The organism is Streptomyces sp. NRRL F-5630 (genome assembly GCF_000719475.1).
In the GTDB taxonomy this organism is placed as follows: Bacteria; Actinomycetota; Actinomycetes; order Streptomycetales; family Streptomycetaceae; genus Streptomyces.
The window spans coordinates 88,130-108,924 of the sequence record NZ_JOGO01000020.1 but is presented as its reverse complement, the minus strand read 5'-3'; the positions used below and the strand labels follow the sequence as shown (position 1 = coordinate 108,924).

Genomic DNA, 20,795 nt, shown 5'->3' with positions numbered 1-20,795 from the left:
AAGGGTCCCCTTCCCGGGACGGGTCATGTCCTGGGCGGCCCGGCAGCCCTGTGGGGGCAGCGGTGGAATGCCTGGTCCGGGCCCTTTCCGCAAACGGCAGGGACAAATGTGCCTGTTTCGTGCTGTTTTTCTTCGACTCCCCGCCCCGGGAGCGACCGGAGGCGGAAATGTCTGGTTCTTTTGGCCTAGGCAGCCACCCGGACACGGCTCCCGGGGCGTCCCGGGAGCACGCCGAGGGCTTCCGCGAGCAACCCCCGAGCCTTCCCGAGGCGGCCCGGGGCGTCCCCGCGTTACGACCGCAGGTAGGTGAGCACCGCGAGCACCCTGCGGTGGTCGCCCACGCTCGGCGAGAGCCCCAGCTTCATGAAGATGTTGCTCACGTGCTTCTCGACCGCCCCGTCGCTCACCACGAGCGCCTTCGCGACCGCCGAGTTCGTCCGCCCCTCCGCCATCAGCGCCAGCACCTCCCGCTCGCGCGGCGTCAGGTTCGCGAGCACGTCCTGCTTGCGGGAGCGGCCCAGGAGCTGGGCGACCACCTCCGGGTCGAGCGCGGTGCCGCTGCTCGCGACCCGGTCCACGGCGTCCACGAACTCCCGCACGTCCGCGACCCGGTCCTTCAGCAGATAGCCGACCCCCCGGCTCGACCCGGCGAGCAGCTCCGTCGCGTACTGCTCCTCGACGTACTGCGAGAGCACGAGCACCCCGAGCGCCGGGTACGCCTTGCGGAGCGCGACGGCCGCGCGCACGCCCTCGTCGGTGTGCGTCGGGGGCATCCGCACGTCCGCGACGACGACGTCCGGGAGCTCGGACGCCTCCGCCAGGTCCCGCACGGTCTTCACGAGCGCCTCGCCGTCCCCGACGCCCGCCACTACCTCGTGCCGGGCGTCGGTCAGCAGGCGGGTCAGGCCCTCCCGCAGGAGGACGGAGTCCTCCGCGATGACGACCCGCACCTTCGCCGCCCCTGCCACTGCCTCTGCCATGTCTGCCACTTCTGCCACGTTCCCCCGCTGCCGGAATCGCTCCTACGGGGGACAGCATTTCAGGAAGCGGCGCCCCCGTGGGTCCCGGCGCCCGCCCCGGCGGCCCGCGTACCGGTCCGCGCCGTCCACGGCAGTTCGGCGGTGACCGTCGTCGGCCCCCCGGCGGGCGAGTCGACGAGGAGGACCCCGTCGACCGCGTCGAGCCGGTCCGAGAGCCCGGCGAGCCCCGTACCGCTGTCGAGCGAGGCACCCCCCGTGCCGTCGTCGCGCACCTGCACGAGCAGCCGCCCGTCCGCGCGCCACACCTCGACGGCCGCCGTGCGGGCCCCGCTGTGCTTGCTGATGTTCTGGAGCAGCTCGGAGACGGTGAAGTACGCGATGCCCTCGATCGCCTCGGCGGGCCGCTCCGCGAGATCCACCTCGACCGAGACCGGGACCGTGCAGCGCGCCGCGACCGCCGAGAGCGCCGCGTCCAGGCCCCGGTCGGTGAGGACGGCGGGGTGGATGCCGCGCGCGAGGTCGCGCAGCTCCTGGAGCGCCGTCTTCACCTCGCCGTGCGCCGAGGCGACGAGCCGCGCCCCCGCCTCCGGGTCGTCGAGGAGCTTCTCCTTCGCGATCCCGAGGTCCATCGCGAGCGCCACGAGCCGCGCCTGCGCCCCGTCGTGCAGATCCCGCTCGATGCGGCGCAGGTCCGCCGCCGCCGTGTCGACCACGACGCCCCGGTCCGACTCCAGCTCGTCGACCCGGCTCGCCAGGCGCGAGGGCCCGAGCAGCCCCCGTACGAGCATCCCGTCCACAGCCGTCACCCCCCGGACGAGCCAGGGCGCGAGCAGCGTCAGCACGAGGCCCGCCGCGCAGGTCAGCGCGATCTCCCAGGGGGCGTCGAGGTACTCCGCGCGGTGTGTGTCCCCGTAGATCTGGAGGCCGTCGCGGCCCACCTCGCTCGGTACCCACCACATCCACACCGGGTACGTGAGCAGCACCAGGCCGCTGCCCCACACCACGAGCGCCGACACCCCCGCGACGACCGCCCACGGGAAGTGCAGGAAGGCGAAGAGGAGATTGCGCCAGGACTCGCCGCTCTTGAGCAGCGCGCCCATCCGCCCGAACGGCGAGTGCCGCTTGTGCTCCACGGGCCGCGCGGGCGGCACCGGGGTCCGCAGCAGCGTCCGCGCGAGTCCCCGCTCCACGTGCGCGAGGCCGCGCGCCGAGGCGAGCAGGGCGGCGAGCACCGGCACCCCGATGAACGTCACGAGCAGCCCGGCCCCGAGCCAGAACATCGCCATGGCCCAGCAGAACGCGACGAGCGAGAGCGGAAGGCTCACGACGACGTACAGCAGCTCACGCCAGAACCGGGCGCTCACCGGGGCGAGCAGCACCCGCGCGAGCGGCGCGCGCGCCTCGGGCGAGGGCGCGCGCGGTCCGGGCGGCGGCACGAGGGGCCAGCCGTCGCGGTCGTAGCGCTCGTCGCGGCGCCCGTATCCGTCCGCGCGGCGCGCGAAGGGCTCACCGCCGGGTCCGTACGCACCCGGGCCACGCGTGTACGTGCCCGAGCCGTGCGGCGCGCGGGCCCCACCCGGTCCGTCCTTCTCGTCCCACGTCCCTGCCGTCATCCGGACGCCTCCTCTCTCTCCCCTCCAGCATGGCGAGCCGGGGCGCCCGGGGACATGTGGGAGATCGGTCTCTCCTGAGGGGGGTTATCCCCACCCCCGACCGGCCGCCGGTTCCGCGACCGGCGGGGGCCGGCTCACGAGCGCCATGGCGAGCGCGAGCGCGGAGACCGAGCACGCCGACGGGGCGCGCGCCCCGTGGCACCCGCCCCCGTACCGCCCGTGCGGCGCCCACCCCGCCCCCACTTACGGCTTCGCGCCGCCCCGCCGGTCCGGCACCCGGCGTCCCGCCCGGTCCTCGCCCCGGTCCCGCCAGGGGAGTTCGGCCGTGATCGTCGTGGGGCCGCCGCGCGGGGAGTCGATGACGAAGAGGCCGTCGACCGCGCCGAGGCGTTCGGCGAGGCCCGCCATCCCCGTGCCGCCGTCGAGCGAGGCGCCCCCGTGCCCGTCGTCGTGGACCTGGAGCAGGAGCCGGTCGCCCGCGCGCCACACCTCGACCGCCGCCGACCGGGCGCCGCTGTGCTTGCTCACGTTCTGGAGCAGCTCGGAGACGGTGAAGTACGCGATGCCCTCGATCGCCTCGGCGGGCCGCTGCCGCAGGTCCACCTCGACCCGGACCGGCACCGTGCAGCGCGCGGAGACCGCCGAGAGCGCCGCGTCGAGCCCCCGGTCGGTGAGGACGGCGGGGTGGATGCCCCGCGCGAGGTCGCGCAGCTCCTGGAGCGCGAGCTTCACCTCGCCGTGCGCCTCCTCGACCATGAGCGCCGCCGCCTCGGGGTCCTCGAGGACCTTCTCCTTCGCGAGCCCGAGCCCCATCGCGAGCGCCACGAGCCGCGCCTGCGCCCCGTCGTGCAGATCCCGCTCGATGCGCCGCAGGTCCGCCGCCGCCGTGTCGACCACGACACCGCGCCCGGACTCCAGTTCGGCGATGCGGCGCTCCAGTTCGTCCGAGGGCGAGAGCAGTCCCCGGACCATCGCCCGGTCCACGTTCGCCATGCCCCGTACGAGATGGCCGAGCACCGGCCACAGCGCGAAGAACGACACCAGCGACACCGTGAACGTCACGACGCCCCACGGCAGCCGGATCACCGAGTACAGCGCGGCGCGCCAGCCCACCGGGTCCTTCACGCCGTCCCACAGCCGCCCGAGCACCCCGCCGCCCTCGCGGCGCGGGATGCGGCTCGGCTCCTCGATCCGCACCCCCAGCAGCCGCCGCGCCCGCCCCCGCTCCGCCCGCCCCAGCAGCCGCGCCCCGCGCAGCCCGAGCACGAGCACGGGCAGGCCGATGACCGTCACCGCGAGCGCGGCGCCGAGCGAGACGAACACGACGCTGTAGACGAAGCCGATGAGGGTGGCCGGAAGGTTGGCCAGCAGGTGCGCGAACTCCTTCCACGTCGCCCCCGGGTAGGCGAGGCCCACGGGGGGCGGAGCGCCGGGGTCGCGCTGGTCCTGAGGGGTCACCGAAGCGGTCATGGCCCCAGCCTGCCCGTTCGGCACGGCGGACGCCATGAGGTCGCCCCGAGCGAGGCAGGGGGGAAATCCCCACCGTCCCCGGCACCCGCGCGGTTCCGCCCGGACCTCACTGCTTACCGTTGCTTCAACAGGCCCCAGGGTGTGTCCGCGAAGTCCGTGCGGTGCCCGCGGTGTCCGGTGCGTGCTCTCGGTGCGCCGGCTCCAGATCCTCGTACTGGACGTACTCGGGTCTGGGGCCGGTGCTGCGAGAGTGCGTGCCGGGCGCCGTGGGCGCTGTGCGGGACTTCGCGGGCACGCCCTAGACTCCCGGGGGTGCCCGTGGGGCACGGCGCAGAGCGAGCGGTGAGACCCGGCGGAGCGGAGGACGGACGTGGCGGAACCCCTGAGTCCCCCCGGTGTCCCGCTGGACCTCCCCGGTCCCCCCGGCACCGCCGTCTCCCTCGCCTCGGGCTATTTCCACGCGTACACCCTCGTCGGCGTCATCACCGCCGCCGGAGTGCTCTTCGTGGCCTTCGCCTTCGCGGCCGGGCGCCTGCTGCGCCCCGTCGTGCCGACGCGCGAGAAGTTCCTGACGTACGAGTGCGGGGTCGACCCGGTCGGCGAGGGCTGGGCGCACACCCAGGTCCGCTACTACGTCTACGCGTTCCTCTACGTGATCTTCGCCGTGGACTCGATCTTCCTCTTCCCCTGGGCCACGGTCTTCGCCGCGCCCGGCTACGGGGCGACGACGCTCGTCGAGATGTTCGTCTTCCTCGGCTTCCTCGCCATCGGACTCCTCTACGCCTGGAAGAAGGGCGTCCTGGAATGGACGTGACCCCCGTGCCCGCCACCGCCGTTCCGGCTCCCGTGGACCTCCCCGACCCCACCGCCCCGCCCGCCGGGACGACCGGCGTGCTCTCGCGGCTCGCCCCGCAGCCCATGAAGGTCGTCCTCAACTGGGGCCGCCGCTACAGCCTGTGGGTCTTCAACTTCGGCCTCGCCTGCTGCGCGATCGAGTTCATCGCCGCCTCGATGTCCCGCCACGACTTCATCCGCCTCGGCGTCATCCCCTTCGCGCCGGGCCCCCGGCAGGCCGACCTCATGGTCGTCTCGGGCACGGTGACGGACAAGATGGCGCCCGCCGTCAAGCGCCTGTACGAGCAGATGCCCGAGCCGAAGTACGTCATCTCCTTCGGCGCCTGCTCCAACTGCGGCGGCCCGTACTGGGACTCGTACTCCGTCACGAAGGGCGTCGACCAGATCATCCCCGTCGACGTCTACGTGCCGGGCTGCCCGCCGCGTCCCGAGGCGCTGCTCCAGGGCATCCTCAAGCTCCAGGAGAAGATCGCGCACGAGTCGCCCGCCGAGCGGTACGCGCACGGGCGACGCACACCGACCGCCGCGCTCCGCAGCGGCCTCGTCCCGCCGCCGGAGGGGGAGCGGTGACCGGCTGGCTTCCGGGAGCGGCCGAGGAGGTCTTCGGCACGGGCGCGAGCGCCGAGGAGGCGTACGGCCTGCTGACCGTCGATGTCCCCGCCGACACGTGGACGGCCTCGCTCGACACGGCGCGCCGCGTCCTCGGCTGCACGTACTTCGACTGGCTCTCGGCCGTCGACGAACCCGGCACGGGCTTCCGCGTGTGCGCGCACGTCGTCGCGCTCGCTCCCGTGCGGCGGCTGCTGCTGCGTACGACCGTGCCCCACGAGTCGCCCGTACTCGCCTCCGCCGTCGGGGTCTACGCGGGCGCGGCGTGGCACGAGCGCGAGACGCACGAGATGTTCGGCCTGCGCTTCGACGGCCACCCGGACCTGTCCCCGCTCCTCCTGCCGGAGACCTTCGAGGGCCACCCGCTGCGCAAGGACTTCGTCCTCGCGGCGCGCGTCGCGAAGGCGTGGCCGGGAGCGAAGGAGCCGGGAGAGTCGGGCCACGGCACCCCGAAGCGCCGCCAGATGCTCCCGCCGGGCGTCCCGGACCCGAACGAGTGGGGCCCGTTGAAGGGGCAGCTCCCCGAGGCCCCGGCCCGCCCCGCCCGCCGCACCCGGACGGCCGGGGGAGCGGCGGGGGCTGCGGGCGCGGCTGCGGACCGGGGCGCGGGGGCGGCGCCGGGTGCCGGTGAGGGCACCCCGGCCCGGCGTGCGCGCTCGGCCTCGGCGGGTTCGGCGTCGCAGCGGGCGGAGCCGGGCGCGGCACCTGCCCGTCGCTCCCGTACCGCCTCGGAAGGTTCGGCGACGCAGCGGGCGGAGCCGGGCGCGGCACCTGCCCGTCGCTCCCGCACCGCCTCCGAGGGCTCGGCGTCGCAGCGCGACACCCCCGAGGGCGGCGCGAGCCCGGCAGGCAGCCCCGACGCGCCCTGGCACCACGCCCGCCCGGCCTTCGAGCCCACGCGACCGGACGGCGAGCCGACGACGGAGCGAGAGAAACCTCGTGGCCGCACCGCTGGCGGTGGCGGCGAGGCTGGGGCCGAGGGTGCAGGCGAGGCGGAGGCCGGGGCTGAGGGCCGGGCCGGGGCTGAGGCCCGGGCGGGGGCTGAGGCCCAGGCTGCGCCTGAAGCCGAGGCCGGGGCGGGAGCCCCGCCCCGTACCGGGAAACCCCGCGCCGACGAGCCCGGTACCGAGGAGCCCCAGGCCGAGCAGCCCGGTACCCAGGAGCCCCCCGCCGAGGAGCCCCGTACCGAGGAGCCCCTTGCCGAGAGGCGCCCTGCCGAGGACCCCCGTCCCCAGGGCTCCCGCCGCCAGGACACCCGTCCCGCAGATCCCCCGACCGACGACCCCCGTCCCGAGAACCCCGCCGGAGGCGAGCCCGCGTGAACGACGTCCTCGGTGACGCCCTGCGACTCGTCCTCGTCTTCGCCGGGTTCCTCGCGCTGCCCCTGGCCGTCGGGCAGGCCGAGCACAAGGTCATGGCGCACATGCAGGGGCGGCTCGGGCCCATGTTCGCGGGCGGGTTCCACGGCTGGGCCCAGCTCATGGCCGACGGGGTGAAGTTCGCGCAGAAGGAGGACATCGTCCCGGCCGACGCCGACCGGCGGATCTTCCGGCTCGCGCCCGCCGTCGCGCTGCTCCCGTACCTCCTCGTACTGCTCGTGATCCCGGTCGGGCCGGGGGACAGCGCGGTCGGCACCGTCGTGGACGCGGGCATCTTCTTCGCGCTCGCCGTCATGGGCGTCGGCGTGCTCGGCTCGCTCATGGCCGGCTGGGCCTCGGCGAACAAGTTCTCCCTGCTCGGCGGCCTCCGCACGGCCGCGCAACTCCTCTCCTACGAGCTCCCGATGCTCCTCGCCGCCGCGTCCGTCGCGATGGCGGCGGGCACGGTCTCGCTGCCCGGCATCCTCGGCGAGTTCCACTGGTGGTGGGTGCCGTGGCAGATCATCGGCGCCTTCGTCTTCTTCGTCGCCGGGCTCGCGGAGCTGCAACGGCCGCCGTTCGACATGCCGGTCGCCGACTCGGAGATCATCTTCGGCGCCTACACGGAGTACACCGGCCTGCGCTTCGCGCTCTTCCTGCTCGCCGAGTACGCCGGGATCGTCATCCTGTGCGGCCTCACGACCGTCCTCTTCCTCGGCGGCTGGCACGGCCCCTTCGGCGGCGACGGGCTCGGCTGGCTGTGGACGCTCCTGAAGACGGCGCTGCTCGCCTTCGTCGTCATCTGGCTGCGCGTCAGCTACCCCCGTCTCCGCGAGGACCAGCTCCAGAAGCTCTCCTGGACGCTGCTCGTCCCCCTCGCCCTCGCCCAGATCGCCCTCACCGGCGTCGTCAAAGTGGTGATCTCCTAGATGCCCCCGATTCCCGGCACGGGTCTGGCCAAGGGCCTCGCCGTCACGCTCCGCACGATGACGCGCAAGTCCGTCACCGCGCAGTACCCCGACACGCTCCCGCCGCTGCCCCCGCGCAGCCGGGGCGTCATCGGGCTCTTCGAGGAGAACTGCACGGTCTGCATGTTGTGCGCGCGCGAGTGCCCCGACTGGTGCATCTACATCGACTCGCACAAGGAGACGGTGCCCCCGGCCGCGCCCGGCGGGCGCGAGCGCAGCCGCAACGTCCTCGACCGCTTCGCCATCGACTTCTCGCTCTGCATGTACTGCGGGATCTGCATCGAGGTCTGCCCCTTCGACGCGCTCTTCTGGTCCCCCGAGTTCGAGTACGCGGAGACGGACATCCACGACCTCACGCACGAGCGCGACAAGCTCCGCGAGTGGATGTGGACGGTCCCCGAGCCCCCGGCCGTGGACCCGGCGGCGGAGGAGCCGAAGGAACTGGCGGCGGCACGCAAGGCCGCCGAGAAGGCGGAGGCCGCGGCACGGCCCGCGACGCCGGTACGGGCAGCGGGCGAGGGCCCCGCGACGGGTGAGGGCCCCGCGACGGGTGAGGCTCCCGCGACGGGTGAGGAGCCGCGCCCGTGATCACGCTCCTGGCCGCGGCCCCGGCGACGGGCACCGCCCCGCAGGGCTTCCTCTCCCCGACCGGCGTCGAGATCGCTTTCGTCCTGTTCGGCCTGCTGACCTTCGGCGCCGCGCTCGTCACCGTCACGACGAAGCAACTCGTGCACGCCGCGCTGTGGCTCGTCGTGACGCTCGGCGGCCTCGCGGTCGAGTACCTGCTGCTCACGGCGGAGTTCATCGCGTGGGTGCAGGTCCTCATCTACGTGGGCTCGGTCGTCGTCCTGCTCCTCTTCGGCCTCATGCTGACGCGCGCCCCGATCGGCCGCTCCGACGACGCCGACTCCCGCAACCGCCCCCTCGCCGCGGCGGTCGCTGTCCTGGCCGCCGGGGGCCTCGTCTGGGTCGTCACGGACGCCTTCCGCACGACGTACCTCCGTCTCGACGGCGACCACCCCCAGGGCACGACGGCCGCCACGGGCGCCTTCCTCTTCCGTCACTGGGTCCTTCCCTTCGAGGCCCTCTCCGTCCTCCTCCTCGCCGCCCTGGTCGGCGCGATCGTCCTCTCCCGCAAGCGCGGCGACAACGCCGCCCCGCCCCGCAAGCCGAAGCCCCGCCCCCGCACGACCCCACCGGCCCCGGGCCGAGCCCGGGGCAGCGGCGCCGCTTTCGGCACGACTTCGGGCGCGAGCGCCGCTTCCGGCCGGGGCGCGAGCGCCGTTCCCGGTCCGGGCGCGGGCGGTACGTCCGGTCCGGGCACGGGCGCCGCTTCCCGTCCGGGTGCGGACGGTGCCTCCCGTACGACCACGGGCGCCGCCTCCAGCGCCGGTCGCGTGACCGAAGCCTCCGGCCCGGCCGCCCCCGCGTCCCCCGCCACCCCGCCGCCCCCGGCCCCCGAGGCCCCGCACCCGGAGGACCCGCGCTGATGCATCTCGTCTATCCGGCCGTGCTGTCGGCCCTCCTCTTCTGCACCGGGATCTACGGGGTGCTCGCGCGGCGCAACGCGATCCTCGTGCTGATGTCCGTCGAGCTGATGCTCAACGCCGTCAACCTCGACCTCGTCGCCTTCGACGTCTGGCTGCGCGACACCCTCCACGCCGGGCAGGCGCTCACCCTCTTCACCATCGCGATCGCCGCCGCCGAGATCGGCATCGGTCTCGCCGTCGTCCTCGCCGTGTACCGCGCCAGGGGCACGATCGCCGTCGACGCCCTGCGCGACACCGCCGAACCCCCGTACGGCCCCGAGGACCCCGAGGCCCCCGGCAGCACGGACCCGGCCGCCCCCGGCACGCGCACCCCCGGAGCAGCCGCGTGAACACCACGACCCTCGCCGTCCTCGTCCCCCTCCTGCCGTTCCTCGGCGGGATCGCCGGACTGCTCATCGGACGCGGCGCCGCCGGGCTCGTCCGGCCCCTCGCCGTGCTGCCCGCCGCCGCGAGCGCCGTGCTCGCCGTCCTCGTCGCCGTCCGCCAGGGCGGCGGCAGCGCGATCGACGCCGCCACCCGGCTCACCCCGACCGGTGCCGCCCCCGTCGACCTCGCCCTCCACCTCGACGGCTTCGCCGTCCTCGTCGCGGTCCTCGTCACCGTCGTCTCGACGTGCGTGCAGCTCTACTCGACCGGCTACCTCCGCGAGGACCCCCGCTACTCCTCGTACGCCGCGCTCGTCTCGCTCTTCACCTCCGCGATGCTCCTCGTCGTCTACTCCGGCGACCTCATGGTGCTGCTCGTCGGCTGGGAGGTCATGGGCATCTGCTCGTACTTCCTCATCGGGCACTACTGGGAGACCCCCGAGGCCCGCTCCGCCTCCCTCAAGGCGTTCCTCGTCACCAAGCTCGGCGATGTCCCCTTCCTCTTCGGCCTCTTCGCGCTCGCCGCCGACACCGGCTCCTTCCGCATCACCGAGGTCCTGCACGCCGTCACCCACGGCGGACTCGACCACCCCACGCTCATCGCGCTGCTCCTGCTGTGCGGTGTCGTCGGCAAGTCCGCGCAGTTCCCGCTGCACACGTGGCTCCCGGACGCGATGGCCGGGCCCACCCCGGTCTCCGCGCTCATCCACGCGGCGACGATGGTCGCGGCCGGGGTCTACCTCGTCGCGCGCCTGCTGCCCGTCTTCGCCTCCTCCGCCGCGGCGCTCGTCGTCCTCGCCGTCCTCGCCGCCGTGACGATGGTCGGCTCCGGGCTCGCCGCGCTCGCCCAGGACGACATCAAGCGCGTCCTCGCCTACTCGACGGCCGGTCAGCTCGGCTACATGACCGGCGCCCTCGCCGTCGGCGACCGGGGCGCCGCCGTCTTCCACCTCCTCTCGCACGGCGCCTTCAAGGCGCTCCTCTTCCTCGCGGCGGGCGTCGTCATCCACGCCGCCGGCACGAACTCGCTCGCGGCCATGTCCCGGATGCCGGGCCTGCGCCGCGCCGTCCCCGACGCCTACTGGACGATGACGGTCGCGCTCCTCGCGCTCGCCGCCATCCCCCCGTTCACCGGCTTCTTCTCCAAGGAAGCCGTCCTCGGCGCCGCCGAGCACGCCGCCACCGGACACGCCCACGGCATCCCCGCCGCCGCCGGCTGGCTCGTCCTCGTCGCCGGACTCGCCACCGCCCTCCTCACCGGCGCCTACGCCACCCGCCTCTGGCTCCTCCTCGGCACCCGCGAAGCGACCGAGGCGGACGAGGCGACCGAGGCCGCCGCGTCGGCGCCCGGCGGGACGGCCCACCACCCCGCGACGCCGCGCGTCATGAACGTCGTCCTCTGGGTCCTCGCGCTCCCCACCTTCCTCTTCGGCCTCACCGCCTGGGCCCTCCCCGACTGGTTCGACGGCCACGACCTCGCGCCGACCCTCACCACCTCCGTGCTCGGCACCGGCGTCGCCCTCGTCGGAGGCGTCCTCACCTACGGGACCTGGCGGCACACCAAGGCCCTCGCCGCGCGCCACCCGCTCGGCGCTGTCGCCGCGGGGCCCGAGGGCGACGCGGGCCGCACCGAGGCCCAGGCCATCGCGAGCCGCCCCGCCGCCTACGGCGCCCCCGGCGGCACCGAGGACCCCGCCGACCCGGGCCGCCTCCTCCTCGGCGGCCTCCACCGCCCGGCGGCCTCCGGCTTCCACCTCGACCGGCTCTACAGCGCGCTCGCGGTGACCCCCGTCCGGGCCGGCGCCACGCTCGTCCGCTTCCTCGACACGGCCGTCGTCGACACCTACGTCCGCGCGGCCGCCGCACTCCCCAAGCTCCTGGGCGCCGCCGCACGCCGCGCCCAGACCGGCAACATCCAGACGTACCTGGGCGCGCTGATCGCCGCAGCCGCCCTCCTGACCTGCGCGGTCGTCCTCTACGCGGCGGGAGCCTGAACCGTGGCCCACCTCCTCGGCGCCCTCGCGCCGCACGCTCTCCAGGCAGGCGCGAGCGCCCCCGGTATCGCGGGCAGCCCGCGCGCTCCCGAGGGCGCGAGCCACCTCGCGAGCGGTGCCCTCGTCGGCCTCGGCGACACCGCCCTGTCCGTCCTGCTCCTGATCGTCGTCCTCGGCCCCCTGCTCGGCGCCGTCGCGGCCCTCCTCCCGGCCCCGCCCGGACTGCGCGGGCGCGGCCCGGAGCAAGCGGTGCTGCGCCACGGCGTCACCGTCAGCGGCGCGATCCTCGCCGCCGCGCTGCTCCTCGCCCTCGGCTTCGACCGCGACCAGGCCGCCCACATCCAGGCGAGCACGGACGTCAGCTGGATCGCCGCGTACGACATCCGCTTCCACCTCGGCGTCGACGGCATCTCGCTCCCCCTCCTGGTCCTCACCGCCCTCCTCACCTTCCTCTGCGCCCTGTACAGCTACTTCCGGCCGCCCCGGGGCGGCACCCCCCGCGCCTTCGTGGCGCTCCTGCTGCTGCTCGAAGGCGGCGCGCTCGCCGCCTTCGCCGTGCTCGACCTCGTGCTCTTCTTCGTCGCCTTCGAGACCGTCCTGATCCCGATGTACTTCCTCATCGCCCGCTGGGGCGGCGCCAAGCGGGAACAGGCCGCCTGGAAGTTCATCCTCTTCACCCTGGTCGGCTCCGCCGTCATGCTCCTCGGGCTGCTCCTGATCGGCCTGCGGGCGGGCACGTTCGACATGGTGGCACTCGCCACTGACAACGGCTCAGGTCTCAGCAAGTCCGTGCAGGTCACGGCCGTTCTGGCGATCGGTCTCGGCCTCGCGGTCAAATCCCCGATGTGGCCGCTGCACAGCTGGCTGCCCGCCGCGCACACCGCCGCGCCCACGGCGGGCTCGGTCATGCTCGCCGGGGTCCTGCTGAAGATGGGCACGTACGGCTTCGTGCGGGTCGCGATCCCCGTGGCGCCCGAGGGCATGAAGGTCTTCGCGCCCTGGCTCGCCGTCCTCGCGGCGGCCGGCATCCTGTGGGGCTCGCTCGCGTGCCTCCAGCTCGTACGGCGCGGTTCCGGCGGCGACCTCAAGCGCCTCGTCGCGTACTCGTCCGTCGGTCACATGGGCTTCGTCCTGCTCGGTATCGCGAGCATGACCCCGCAGGGCCTCAACGGCGCCCTCTTCGCGAACATCGCCCACGGCCTCATCACCGGGCTGCTCTTCTTCCTGGTCGGCGGCGTGAAGGACCGCGCGGGCACCTCCGTCCTCGACCGCCTCAGCGGTTCCGCCGGAGCGGCGCTCTACGGCCGCGCCCCGCGCTACGCCGTGCTGCTCGCCTTCGCCGCCGTCGCCTCGCTCGGACTGCCGGGCCTCGCGGGCTTCTGGGGCGAGATGCTGACGATGTACGGGGCCTTCGACCCGGCGAGCGGCCTCCACCGCGGCACGTACCTCGCCTGCATGGCCGTCGCGGGGCTCGGCACGCTCCTCACCGCCGCGTACCTCCTCCTCGTCGTCCGCCGCCTGTGCATGGGCCCGGCGCCCCTGCGGGACAACTCCCTCCTCCCGGTGGGTTCCGCGCCGGACGAGAACCCCGACGCCGCGCACGCCGAGAAGCCCGCCCCCGCCACCGCACACGCCTCCGCAACACCGGCCGCCGTCGAGGGGGCCGCCTCCACGGCCCACGAGCCCGCCCCCCTCCTGCTCGACGCCCCGCCGACGCCCACGGCGCCCTACGAGCCCCCCGCCCTCGCCGAGCGCCCCTTCCCCGAGCTGAGCGCGCCCGAGGCGGTCGCCTGGACGCCACTCGTCGCCCTCACCGTCCTCGCCGGGCTCTGGCCCGCGCTTCTCATCGGCCTCAGCGACCCGGCCGTCCACAAGCTGCTCACCGGAGGCGCGGCATGACCACCCTCGTGCAGTCCGTCGACTGGCTCGCCATCGCCCCGCCCACGCTCACCGCCCTGGTCGCGCTCGCCCTCCTCGTCGCCGACCTCTTCCTCCCCGAGGCGCGCAAACCCCTCCTCGGCCTCGGCGCCGTCGCGGGCCTCGCCCTCGCCCTCCTGAGCCTCCTCCCGCTCCTCGACGGCGACCGCGCCACGTTCTGCGTCGACGGGGCCGGGTGCGGTTACCGCGCGGACCACTTCGCCCTCACCGTCCAGCTCCTCGTCCTCGGCGGCGCGCTCCTCACGGCGCTCCTCTCCTTCACCGCCGTGCGCGAGCAGCGCCTCCCGGCGGGCGAGTACTGGTTCCTGCTCCTCTCCTCCGCCGCCGGAGCGGCCCTCCTGCCCGCCGCGCGCGACCTCGCGACGCTGATCGTCGCCCTGGAGGTCGCGACGCTCCCGTCCTTCGCGCTCGTCGGCCTGCGCCACGGCGAGCGCCGCTCCGCCGAAGCGGCCCTCAAGTTCTTCCTCTCCTCCGTCACCGCGACCGCCGTGACCCTCCTCGGCACGGCCTTCGTCTACGCGAGCACGGGCAGCGTCCACCTCGACGCGATCGCGGCGGCACTCGGCGACGTCGATCCCCAGCTGCGCACCCTCGCCCGCGTCGGCGTCGTCCTCACCCTCGTCGGCTTCGCCTTTAAGACCGCCGCCGTCCCCTTCCACTTCTGGGTCCCCGACACGTACACGGGCGCCCCGCTGCCGGTCGCCGCCTACCTCTCCGTCGTCGGCAAGGCGGTCGGCTTCTCCGGCCTCGCGCTCGTCACCGTGCGCGCCTTCCCCTCGTACGGGAACGTCTGGGGCCCCGCGCTCGCGGTCCTCGCGGCCCTCACGATGACGATCGGCAACGCGGCGGCGCTCCGCCAGGACCCCACGCGCCCCTTCAGCGCGGTGCGCCTGCTCGCGTGGTCCTCGGTCGGCCAGGCCGGCTACCTCCTCGTCCCGCTCGCGTCGGCCGCGTACACGGACCGCCCGGAGCACGCGCTCGGCGCGACCCTCGCCTACGCGCTCATGTACGCGGCGGTCAACCTCGGCTCCTTCGCCGCCGTGGCGCTCCTCGGGCGCGGTCGCCTCGCCGACTTCCGGGGCCTGTACGCGCGCAAGCCCGCGCTCGCCCTGCTCCTCGCCTTCTTCCTCCTGTGCCTCGCCGGGCTCCCGCCGGGTCTCGCGGGCCTCTTCGCGAAGCTCGCCGTCTTCGAGGCCGCGATCGACGCGGGCCTCGGCTGGCTCGCGGTCGTCACGGCCGTCAACGTCGCGATCGCCCTCGTCTACTACCTCCGCTGGACGGCGACCCTCTTCCGCGCCCCACCGGAACCGGCCACGGACGCACCGGCCACGGACGTACCGGCCGCGCGGGACCTCCCGGCCGCCGGGGCCGGCACCGTCACGGCCGTACGGGAGAAGGCGCCCGCGGAGGCACCGCCCCGCCGCCCGCTCGCCCTCGTGACCGCCCTGGTCCTCTGCGGTCTCCTCGCCGTGGCCCTCTCGGCGGCACCGCAGCTCATCCTCCGCCTGGCGGACACCAGGCTCTTCTGAGCCGCCTCACCCGTACGGAGGACGGCCACGCCCCCGCCGGCCGGGGAACCTGAGCCGCTCGCCTGGCGTTGACCAGTAACGAAGGGTCCACTTGACCCAGGTCCACCGGGCGCCGCGAGCGTCAGGAAGGGTTCCCCGCCGCACGACTTGGAGGGCGTACCGTGCACCGCCGGCACAATGGCTTGAAGACCGCTGTACTCCTCGGGGGCCTGTCCGCGCTCATCCTCGTCATCGGCTCCTTCTTCGGCCGGACGGGGCTGATCGTCGCGGTCCTCGTCGCGCTCGGGACGAACGCCTACGCGTACTGGAACAGCGACAAACTCGCGCTGCGCGCCATGCGGGCCAGGCCCGTCAGCGAGTTCGAGGCCCCCGGCCTCTACCGGATCGTGCGCGAGCTCTCCACCCAGGCCCGCCAGCCCATGCCGCGCCTGTACATCTCGCCCACCGAGGCCCCCAACGCCTTCGCGACCGGGCGCAACCCGCGCAACGCCGCCGTGTGCTGCACCGACGGCATCCTGCGCATCCTCGACGAGCGCGAGCTGCGCGGCGTTCTCGGGCACGAGCTGAGCCACGTCTACAACCGGGACATCCTCATCTCCTCGATCGCGGGTGCCCTCGCCTCCGTGATCATGTTCCTGGTCAACTTCGCGTGGCTGATTCCGATCGGCCGCTCTGACGACGACGAGGGCCCCGGGCTCATCGGGCTGCTCCTGACGATGCTCCTCGGCCCGCTCGCCGCCTCGCTCATCCAGCTCGCCATCAGCCGTTCCCGCGAGTACCAGGCGGACGCGTCCGGGGCCCAGCTCACCGGCGACCCGCTCGCCCTCGCCTCCGCGCTCCGCAAGCTCGACGCGGGCACGAAGCAGCTCCCGCTGCCCTCCGAGCCCCGCATCGAGACGGCGAGCCACATGATGATCGCCAACCCCTTCCGTCCCGGCCAGGGGCTGACGAGCATGTTCTCCACGCACCCGCCGATGGCGGAGCGCATCCAGCGTCTGGAGCGGATGGCGGGCGGCGGCGTCGAGCGCCCCTGACAGCCGTCACGGGCCGGAGGGCGTCCTCGTGCTCGGGCACGTTGTCACGCCGGAGCGGGTCCTCCGGCCGGGGTGTGGCGCCCTGCCGGAGAGCCGGCCGGGCGCGCCCTCCTGCCGGGAGCCTCCCCGTGCCGGGGCGCGTCTCCCTGACGGACGCGCCCCCCCCGTCGACGCACCCCCCGTCGACGCGCCTCCCGCCGACGCGCCTCACCAGCTCCGTGCCTCGCCCGGGCGCGCGGCGAAGGGCTGGTCGGTCGGGACGACTTCGCGCCCCAGCGGCATGAGCGAGATCGGGATGAGCTTGAGGTTCGCCCACCCGAAGGGGATGCCGATGATCGAGAGGAAGAGCGGGATGCTCGTGAGCAGGTGACCCAGGGCGAGCCACCAGCCGGCGAAGATCACCCAGATCACATTGCCGACGAAGGAGGGCGCCCCCGCGTCCGGGCGCTCGACCGTGGTGCGCCCGAAGGGCCAGAGCACATACCCCGCGATGCGGAAGGAAGCGATCCCGAACGGGATCGTGATGATGAAGACGCAGCAGATGAGACCCGCGAGCAGGTAGCCGAGAGCCATCCAGATCCCGCAGAAGATCAGCCACAGCAGGTTGAGCACGAGGTTGAGCAGTTTCACGAGGGTCGCCTTTCGTCGCTGACGCGTCCGTGCCGCATCTTTTCCGGGTCCGAGGCCGTCTCCCCACCCCTACCAAGGGGGAGGACGCCGCCAAGCGTCGCGCGCCTGCTTTGTTGCGCGATCGGGAAGCGGACGCGCGGCCGGTGACACGACCGTGACACCTTCGCGTCAACCTCGCAGGTGATCACCTACGTCCCCATGGGTAGAGCCTCCCGAAAGCGAAACGATCAGGAGTGGGACGCACATGGGCATCATCAGCTGGATCATCCTCGGCCTCCTGGCGGGAGCGGTCGCGAAGATCCTCCTTCCGGCTGCTCCCGGCCGATCTTCGGCAACTCGCGGAACTGAACGGGCTCCTTCACGGTCCAGGGGCGGCGCCCCCCGGTCGCCGGCCCCCTCGCCCGTACCCCCGCGCCCGCCGCCTACCGGTAGTTGACGAACTGGAGCGCGAAGTCGAAGTCCTTGCCCTTCAGCAGCGCGATGACGGACTGGAGGTCGTCGCGGCTCTTCGAGGAGACCCGCAGCTCATCACCCTGGACCTGGGCCTTGACGCCCTTGGGGCCCTCGTCACGGATGATCTTCGCGACCTTCTTGGCGTTGTCCTGCGAGATGCCCTCCTCGACGGAGGCGAAGAGCTTGTACTCCTTGCCGGAGATCTGCGGCTCGCCCGCGTCCAGCGACTTCAGCGAGATGCCCCGCTTCACCAGCTTGGACTGGAAGACGTCCAGGATCGCCTTCACGCGCTCCTCCGAGTTCGCCTCCATGAGGATCTTCTCGCCGGACCACGCGATGGACGCACCCACGCCCTTGAAGTCGTAGCGCTGCGAGATCTCCTTGGCGGCCTGGTTGAGGGCGTTGTCGACCTCCTGCCGCTCGACCTTCGAGACGATGTCGAAACTGGAGTCGGCCATGTTCCTGTGGCTCCTTGGTTCGGATTGCACGTATGACGGAGGACAGCGACCCCCAGCGGGCCGCAGCCCCAAAGCCTAGCCATCCCACCCCCCGCCCGCCCCGGACAACCGGGTGGCGAAGCACCCCCCACCATCAGGTATTGTTTTCCCCGTTGGAAGGAACCCCCGGCCCCGCGCCGGACCCCCGGCCAACAATCCCAGGCGGTGTGCCCGAGCGGCCAAAGGGAGCAGACTGTAAATCTGCCGGCTCAGCCTTCCCAGGTTCGAATCCTGGCGCCGCCACACGGAGCGAGAGGCCCGGTGTCCAACCCACAGGTTGGACACCGGGCCTCTTCGTCGTTTCCGGGGCGCCAGGCGTGGACCGCGGCGCCTGTCGGTCCCGCCCCGCACACTGGAGCTATGACTCAGCGCCGTTCCTGTCCCGAGTGCCGTCGTGAGATCGCCGTTGTCGCCGGGCGGCTGGCCCGGCATGACGCGCCGGGGACGCGGGCGGTCGGGGGGCTGGAGTCGTGTGCGGGGTCGCGGCGCTGGGTGGGGACCGGGGACGGGCAGGACGCGCTCGAAGGGTTCGTCGTGCCCGACTTCCCGGGGCAGATTCCGCTCTGGTGAGTGCCGGTCAGGGGGTCTTGGCGAGGCGGACCGCCGTGTCGACCGGGGTCGGGCCCGAGATGAGTTCCAGGGTCAGGCCCGTCGAGGCGGGGGAGTGGGCCAGGGCGTGGAGGACCGCCGCCACGTCGTCGCGGGGCACCTCGCCGTAACCCGTGCTCGTGGAGAGCGCGACCTCGCCCGTGCCGGGGGCGTCCGTCAGGCGTCCCGGGCGCAGGATCGTCCAGTCCAGGCCCGTACGCGCGCGGATCGCGTCGTCCGCCGCCCCCTTCGCGCGCAGGTACACGTCGAAGATCTCATCGCCCTCGTGCGCCGCGTCCGCGCCCATCGAGGACACCATCAGGAAGCGGCGTACGCCCGCGCGTTCGGCCGCGTCCGCGAGGAGCACCGCTCCGTCGCGGTCCATCGTGTCCTTGCGGTCCCGGCCGCTGTCGGGGCCCGCCCCGGCCGCGAACACCGCCACGTCCGCGCCTTCGAGCGCGTGCGCCACCTCGTCGACCGTCGCCGACTCCAGATCGCACACCACCGCCCGCGCGCCCGCGAGTTCGAGGTCGCCCGCCTGGTCCGGGTTCCGAATCAGGCCGACCGCCTCCTCACCACGTCCGGCGAGCAGCCGCTCCAGCCGCAACGCGATCTGACCATGTCCTCCTGCGATCACCATGCGCATGGCTCCGACGGTACGCCTCTGCGGGACCGGGCGCCGCTCAGGACGTACGGCGCGAGGTCCGGCTCTGGCGGGGCAGGTCGAGGCCCGCGGCGGAATCGCAGTACTCCCGTACAGCGCTCGTCCGCGCCACCACCCGCCCCCGGTGCACGACAAGGCGCCCGTACGCGAGCGAGAGCGCGCCCCCGAGCTGGTCGCCGCGCACGGCGAGCAACTCGGCGGGGAAGCCCGCCTCGACCCGTACCTCCGGCAGGCCGAGCAGCGCGCGGGCCGTCGCGGAGACGGCCGCGTACGCCTCGCCGGGGCGCAGCCCGTGCTGCGAGGCCAGGAGGTAGGCGGCCTCCAGGGGGTCGCCGCGGCCCACCGGGTTCGCCTGGTCGCGCAGCGCCCCGCTGCCGGCCGCGACCGTGACCCCGGCGGCGCGCAGCAGCCGTACGGGCGCGCTCGTTACCCCGCGCCGCTCGGTGCCGCGGCAGTCGCCCTGCGGCAGCGCGACGACCGCGATGCCGGCCGCCGCGAGCGATTCGGCCGCGCGCCCGGCGACGGCGTCGGGCAGCCGCGCGAGGCCCCCGCAGGGCCCGAGCGCCACCCCGGGCCGCAGTCCGCCCGCCATCGCGGCGAGCCGGGCGAGGCGCACCGGGTCGTCGGCGGCGGTGTGCAGATCGACGGGGCAGCCGTGCTCGGCGGCGACGGCGAGCAGGACCTCGGTGTAGCCCGTGGGGTCGGGGTCGAGATCGGGGCAGCCGCCCACGACGGCCGCGCCCATCTTCACCGCCTCGCGCAGCTGCGCCCGCCCCTCCGCGCCCGCGACCCCGGTGAGCAGCCGGGGCACGGCGACGACGGAGAGTTCGGCGAGGCCGTGCAGCGCGGTACGGGCCTGGAGGACCGCTTCGAGGGCGGTGAGGCCCTGGACGTCGCCGACCCGGACGTGGGTGCGCTGCGCTGTGGCGCCGTGGCCGAGCTGGAGGAGGGCCGCCTCGGTGGCGCGGGAGCACACCGCGCGCGGGCTGTCGTCCGGCGGGCCCGCCGTGAGCGCGGTCAGCGCGGTGTCGGCGTGCGCGTGCGGTTCGGCGGGGGCGGGGAGGAGGAGCCAGCCGCCGAGGTCGACGGTGTGCGCTCCGCGCGCGGGCAGGCTGCCCACGGTGCCCACGGCCTCGATACGGCCGCGGGCGAGGCGTACGTCCACGGTGCGCCCGTCGCTCAGCCGTGCGCCGCTGAGCAGCAGGCCGGCGCCGGGGCCGCCGTCGCCGCCGGGGAGGCGGGAAGAGGGCGGAGGGCTGTCGGGCATCGTGCTCCCGTGGTCGGGTACTCGCTCCCGTGGGTCGGGTACTCGCGGAATGTGATCACCCCGTGATCACCCAGAGTGGGCACGAGCCTAGGGCTCCCTCCCCGCGACGACGAGCAGGAGGGCAATAGTCGTACCGGCGGAATGTCCCGGTGGGGCGCGTCCGCCCGCCGCCGGGCGCCCCGGCGCTCGCGCAGGTCACAGGCGTACGAGGGGCGGTACGCGCGGTGAAGCGGCGCGGGCGCGCACCACCGCGACCGGTCGCGGTAAGGATTTGGGCGAACAGCCCGCGAGCGTGTAATGTCTTCCTCGCTCGCCCCAATAGCTCAGTCGGCAGAGCGTCTCCATGGTAAGGAGAAGGTCAACGGTTCGATTCCGTTTTGGGGCTCTGGTGTGAAGAGATCCCCGTCCTTGTGGGACGGGGGCCGCACTCACA

At 74.1% G+C, this 20,795-nt stretch carries 19 protein-coding genes, 2 tRNA genes and 1 pseudogene; 15 read left to right on the top strand and 7 right to left on the bottom strand.

Annotated elements, in window-relative coordinates:
* Positions 1-290: 290 nt before the first annotated feature.
* From IF99_RS0112765 to IF99_RS0112755, 3 genes are all read right to left on the bottom strand, one after another.
* Positions 291-950 (bottom strand): response regulator transcription factor, encoded by a 660-nt coding sequence (locus IF99_RS0112765; RefSeq protein WP_030996550.1) that lies wholly within the window; start codon positions 948-950, stop codon positions 291-293.
* 89 nt (positions 951-1,039) lie between these two features.
* Complete coding sequence (locus IF99_RS0112760; protein WP_030996549.1) at positions 1,040-2,593, bottom strand: sensor histidine kinase; 1,554 nt, start codon at positions 2,591-2,593, stop codon at positions 1,040-1,042.
* Positions 2,594-2,836: 243 nt separating this feature from the next.
* Positions 2,837-4,063: a sensor histidine kinase gene (locus tag IF99_RS0112755; protein WP_051703470.1), complete on the bottom strand. Its 1,227-nt coding sequence runs from the start codon at positions 4,061-4,063 to the stop codon at positions 2,837-2,839.
* A 382-nt stretch (positions 4,064-4,445) separates the two neighbouring features.
* Here IF99_RS0112755 and IF99_RS0112750 point away from each other — a divergent pair, with 382 nt between their 5' ends.
* The 11 genes from IF99_RS0112750 to htpX all read left to right on the top strand — a co-directional run bounded on the left by IF99_RS0112750 (position 4,446) and on the right by htpX (position 16,263).
* Positions 4,446-4,877: an NADH-quinone oxidoreductase subunit A gene (locus IF99_RS0112750; RefSeq protein ID WP_078655068.1), complete on the top strand. Its 432-nt coding sequence runs from the start codon at positions 4,446-4,448 to the stop codon at positions 4,875-4,877.
* Entirely contained in the window at positions 4,868-5,488 is a 621-nt protein-coding gene (locus IF99_RS0112745) for an NADH-quinone oxidoreductase subunit B (RefSeq protein WP_030996546.1), read from the top strand. The genes IF99_RS0112750 and IF99_RS0112745 overlap by 10 nt, the downstream gene beginning before the upstream one ends.
* Complete coding sequence (locus IF99_RS0112740; RefSeq protein ID WP_078655064.1) at positions 5,485-6,849, top strand: NADH-quinone oxidoreductase subunit C; 1,365 nt, start codon at positions 5,485-5,487, stop codon at positions 6,847-6,849. The genes IF99_RS0112745 and IF99_RS0112740 overlap by 4 nt, the downstream gene beginning before the upstream one ends.
* Positions 6,846-7,814: a complex I subunit 1/NuoH family protein gene (locus tag IF99_RS0112735; RefSeq protein WP_030996544.1), complete on the top strand. Its 969-nt coding sequence runs from the start codon at positions 6,846-6,848 to the stop codon at positions 7,812-7,814. The genes IF99_RS0112740 and IF99_RS0112735 overlap by 4 nt, the downstream gene beginning before the upstream one ends.
* Positions 7,815-8,441, top strand: coding sequence for a NuoI/complex I 23 kDa subunit family protein (locus IF99_RS0112730; protein WP_030996543.1), 627 nt, complete (start codon positions 7,815-7,817; stop codon positions 8,439-8,441).
* Positions 8,438-9,343, top strand: coding sequence for an NADH-quinone oxidoreductase subunit J (locus tag IF99_RS0112725; protein ID WP_234340678.1), 906 nt, complete (start codon positions 8,438-8,440; stop codon positions 9,341-9,343). The genes IF99_RS0112730 and IF99_RS0112725 overlap by 4 nt, the downstream gene beginning before the upstream one ends.
* Positions 9,343-9,732, top strand: a complete 390-nt coding sequence (gene nuoK / locus IF99_RS0112720) for an NADH-quinone oxidoreductase subunit NuoK (RefSeq protein ID WP_030996541.1) — start codon at positions 9,343-9,345, stop codon at positions 9,730-9,732. The genes IF99_RS0112725 and nuoK overlap by 1 nt, the downstream gene beginning before the upstream one ends.
* A complete protein-coding gene (locus tag IF99_RS0112715; RefSeq protein WP_030996540.1) occupies positions 9,729-11,762 on the top strand; it encodes an NADH-quinone oxidoreductase subunit L in 2,034 nt (677 codons plus the stop codon). The genes nuoK and IF99_RS0112715 overlap by 4 nt, the downstream gene beginning before the upstream one ends.
* 3 nt (positions 11,763-11,765) lie before the next feature.
* Entirely contained in the window at positions 11,766-13,661 is a 1,896-nt protein-coding gene (locus IF99_RS0112710) for a complex I subunit 4 family protein (RefSeq protein ID WP_037826827.1), read from the top strand.
* Entirely contained in the window at positions 13,658-15,229 is a 1,572-nt protein-coding gene (locus tag IF99_RS0112705; protein ID WP_030996538.1) for an NADH-quinone oxidoreductase subunit N, read from the top strand. Before IF99_RS0112710 ends, IF99_RS0112705 begins: the two co-directional genes overlap by 4 nt.
* A 161-nt stretch (positions 15,230-15,390) precedes the next feature.
* Positions 15,391-16,263 (top strand): zinc metalloprotease HtpX, encoded by an 873-nt coding sequence (gene htpX / locus IF99_RS0112700; protein ID WP_030996537.1) that lies wholly within the window; start codon positions 15,391-15,393, stop codon positions 16,261-16,263.
* Between the two features lie 207 nt (positions 16,264-16,470).
* Here htpX and IF99_RS0112695 read toward each other — a convergent pair whose 3' ends face one another.
* The gene (locus tag IF99_RS0112695; RefSeq protein WP_030996536.1) at positions 16,471-16,893 is read right to left on the bottom strand and encodes a YccF domain-containing protein; all 423 of its coding nucleotides are present in this window, start codon (positions 16,891-16,893) and stop codon (positions 16,471-16,473) included.
* 244 nt (positions 16,894-17,137) lie between these two features.
* Between IF99_RS0112695 and IF99_RS33425 the strand changes: the two are divergent.
* A pseudogene (locus tag IF99_RS33425) lies at positions 17,138-17,203 on the top strand (GlsB/YeaQ/YmgE family stress response membrane protein); the annotation flags it as partial.
* A 112-nt stretch (positions 17,204-17,315) separates the two neighbouring features.
* Here the strand turns inward: IF99_RS33425 and IF99_RS0112690 are convergent.
* Positions 17,316-17,804 carry a YajQ family cyclic di-GMP-binding protein gene (locus IF99_RS0112690; protein ID WP_030996535.1) on the bottom strand — a complete coding sequence of 163 codons (489 nt, stop codon included), beginning with the start codon at positions 17,802-17,804 and terminating at the stop codon, positions 17,316-17,318.
* Positions 17,805-18,004: 200 nt separating this feature from the next.
* Between IF99_RS0112690 and IF99_RS0112685 the strand changes: the two genes are divergently transcribed.
* A tRNA-Tyr gene (locus IF99_RS0112685) sits at positions 18,005-18,086 on the top strand.
* 117 nt (positions 18,087-18,203) lie between these two features.
* The gene (locus tag IF99_RS0112680) at positions 18,204-18,413 is read left to right on the top strand and encodes a hypothetical protein (protein WP_030996534.1); all 210 of its coding nucleotides are present in this window, start codon (positions 18,204-18,206) and stop codon (positions 18,411-18,413) included.
* A gap of 7 nt (positions 18,414-18,420) precedes the next feature.
* Here the strand turns inward: IF99_RS0112680 and IF99_RS0112675 are convergent, their stop codons facing one another.
* Both IF99_RS0112675 and IF99_RS0112670 read right to left on the bottom strand, forming a co-directional pair.
* Positions 18,421-19,077 carry an SDR family oxidoreductase gene (locus IF99_RS0112675; protein WP_030996533.1) on the bottom strand — a complete coding sequence of 219 codons (657 nt, stop codon included), beginning with the start codon at positions 19,075-19,077 and terminating at the stop codon, positions 18,421-18,423.
* 37 nt (positions 19,078-19,114) lie between these two features.
* On the bottom strand, positions 19,115-20,362 hold the full coding sequence (locus tag IF99_RS0112670; RefSeq protein WP_030996532.1) for an amidohydrolase family protein: 1,248 nt from the start codon (positions 20,360-20,362) through the stop codon (positions 19,115-19,117).
* A 312-nt stretch (positions 20,363-20,674) separates the two neighbouring features.
* On the opposite strand from IF99_RS0112670, the gene IF99_RS0112665 reads away from it, so the two are divergent.
* Positions 20,675-20,747: transfer RNA gene (locus IF99_RS0112665), tRNA-Thr, on the top strand.
* Positions 20,748-20,795: the final 48 nt, after the last annotated feature.

Excerpts from the sequence above, each read along its gene's own strand:
- IF99_RS0112730 (WP_030996543.1), top strand. The coding sequence starts at position 7,815 with ATGCCCCCGATTCCCGGCACGGGTCTGGCCAAGGGCCTCGCCGTCACG.
- IF99_RS0112755 (WP_051703470.1), bottom strand. The coding sequence starts at position 4,063 with ATGACCGCTTCGGTGACCCCTCAGGACCAGCGCGACCCCGGCGCTCCG.
- IF99_RS0112705 (WP_030996538.1), top strand. The coding sequence starts at position 13,658 with ATGACCACCCTCGTGCAGTCCGTCGACTGGCTCGCCATCGCCCCGCCC.
- nuoK (WP_030996541.1), top strand. The coding sequence starts at position 9,343 with ATGCATCTCGTCTATCCGGCCGTGCTGTCGGCCCTCCTCTTCTGCACC.
- IF99_RS0112760 (WP_030996549.1), bottom strand. The coding sequence starts at position 2,593 with ATGACGGCAGGGACGTGGGACGAGAAGGACGGACCGGGTGGGGCCCGC.
- IF99_RS0112670 (WP_030996532.1), bottom strand. The coding sequence starts at position 20,362 with ATGCCCGACAGCCCTCCGCCCTCTTCCCGCCTCCCCGGCGGCGACGGC.
- IF99_RS0112690 (WP_030996535.1), bottom strand. The coding sequence starts at position 17,804 with ATGGCCGACTCCAGTTTCGACATCGTCTCGAAGGTCGAGCGGCAGGAG.
- IF99_RS0112675 (WP_030996533.1), bottom strand. The coding sequence starts at position 19,077 with ATGCGCATGGTGATCGCAGGAGGACATGGTCAGATCGCGTTGCGGCTG.
- IF99_RS0112680 (WP_030996534.1), top strand. The coding sequence starts at position 18,204 with ATGACTCAGCGCCGTTCCTGTCCCGAGTGCCGTCGTGAGATCGCCGTT.
- IF99_RS0112745 (WP_030996546.1), top strand. The coding sequence starts at position 4,868 with ATGGACGTGACCCCCGTGCCCGCCACCGCCGTTCCGGCTCCCGTGGAC.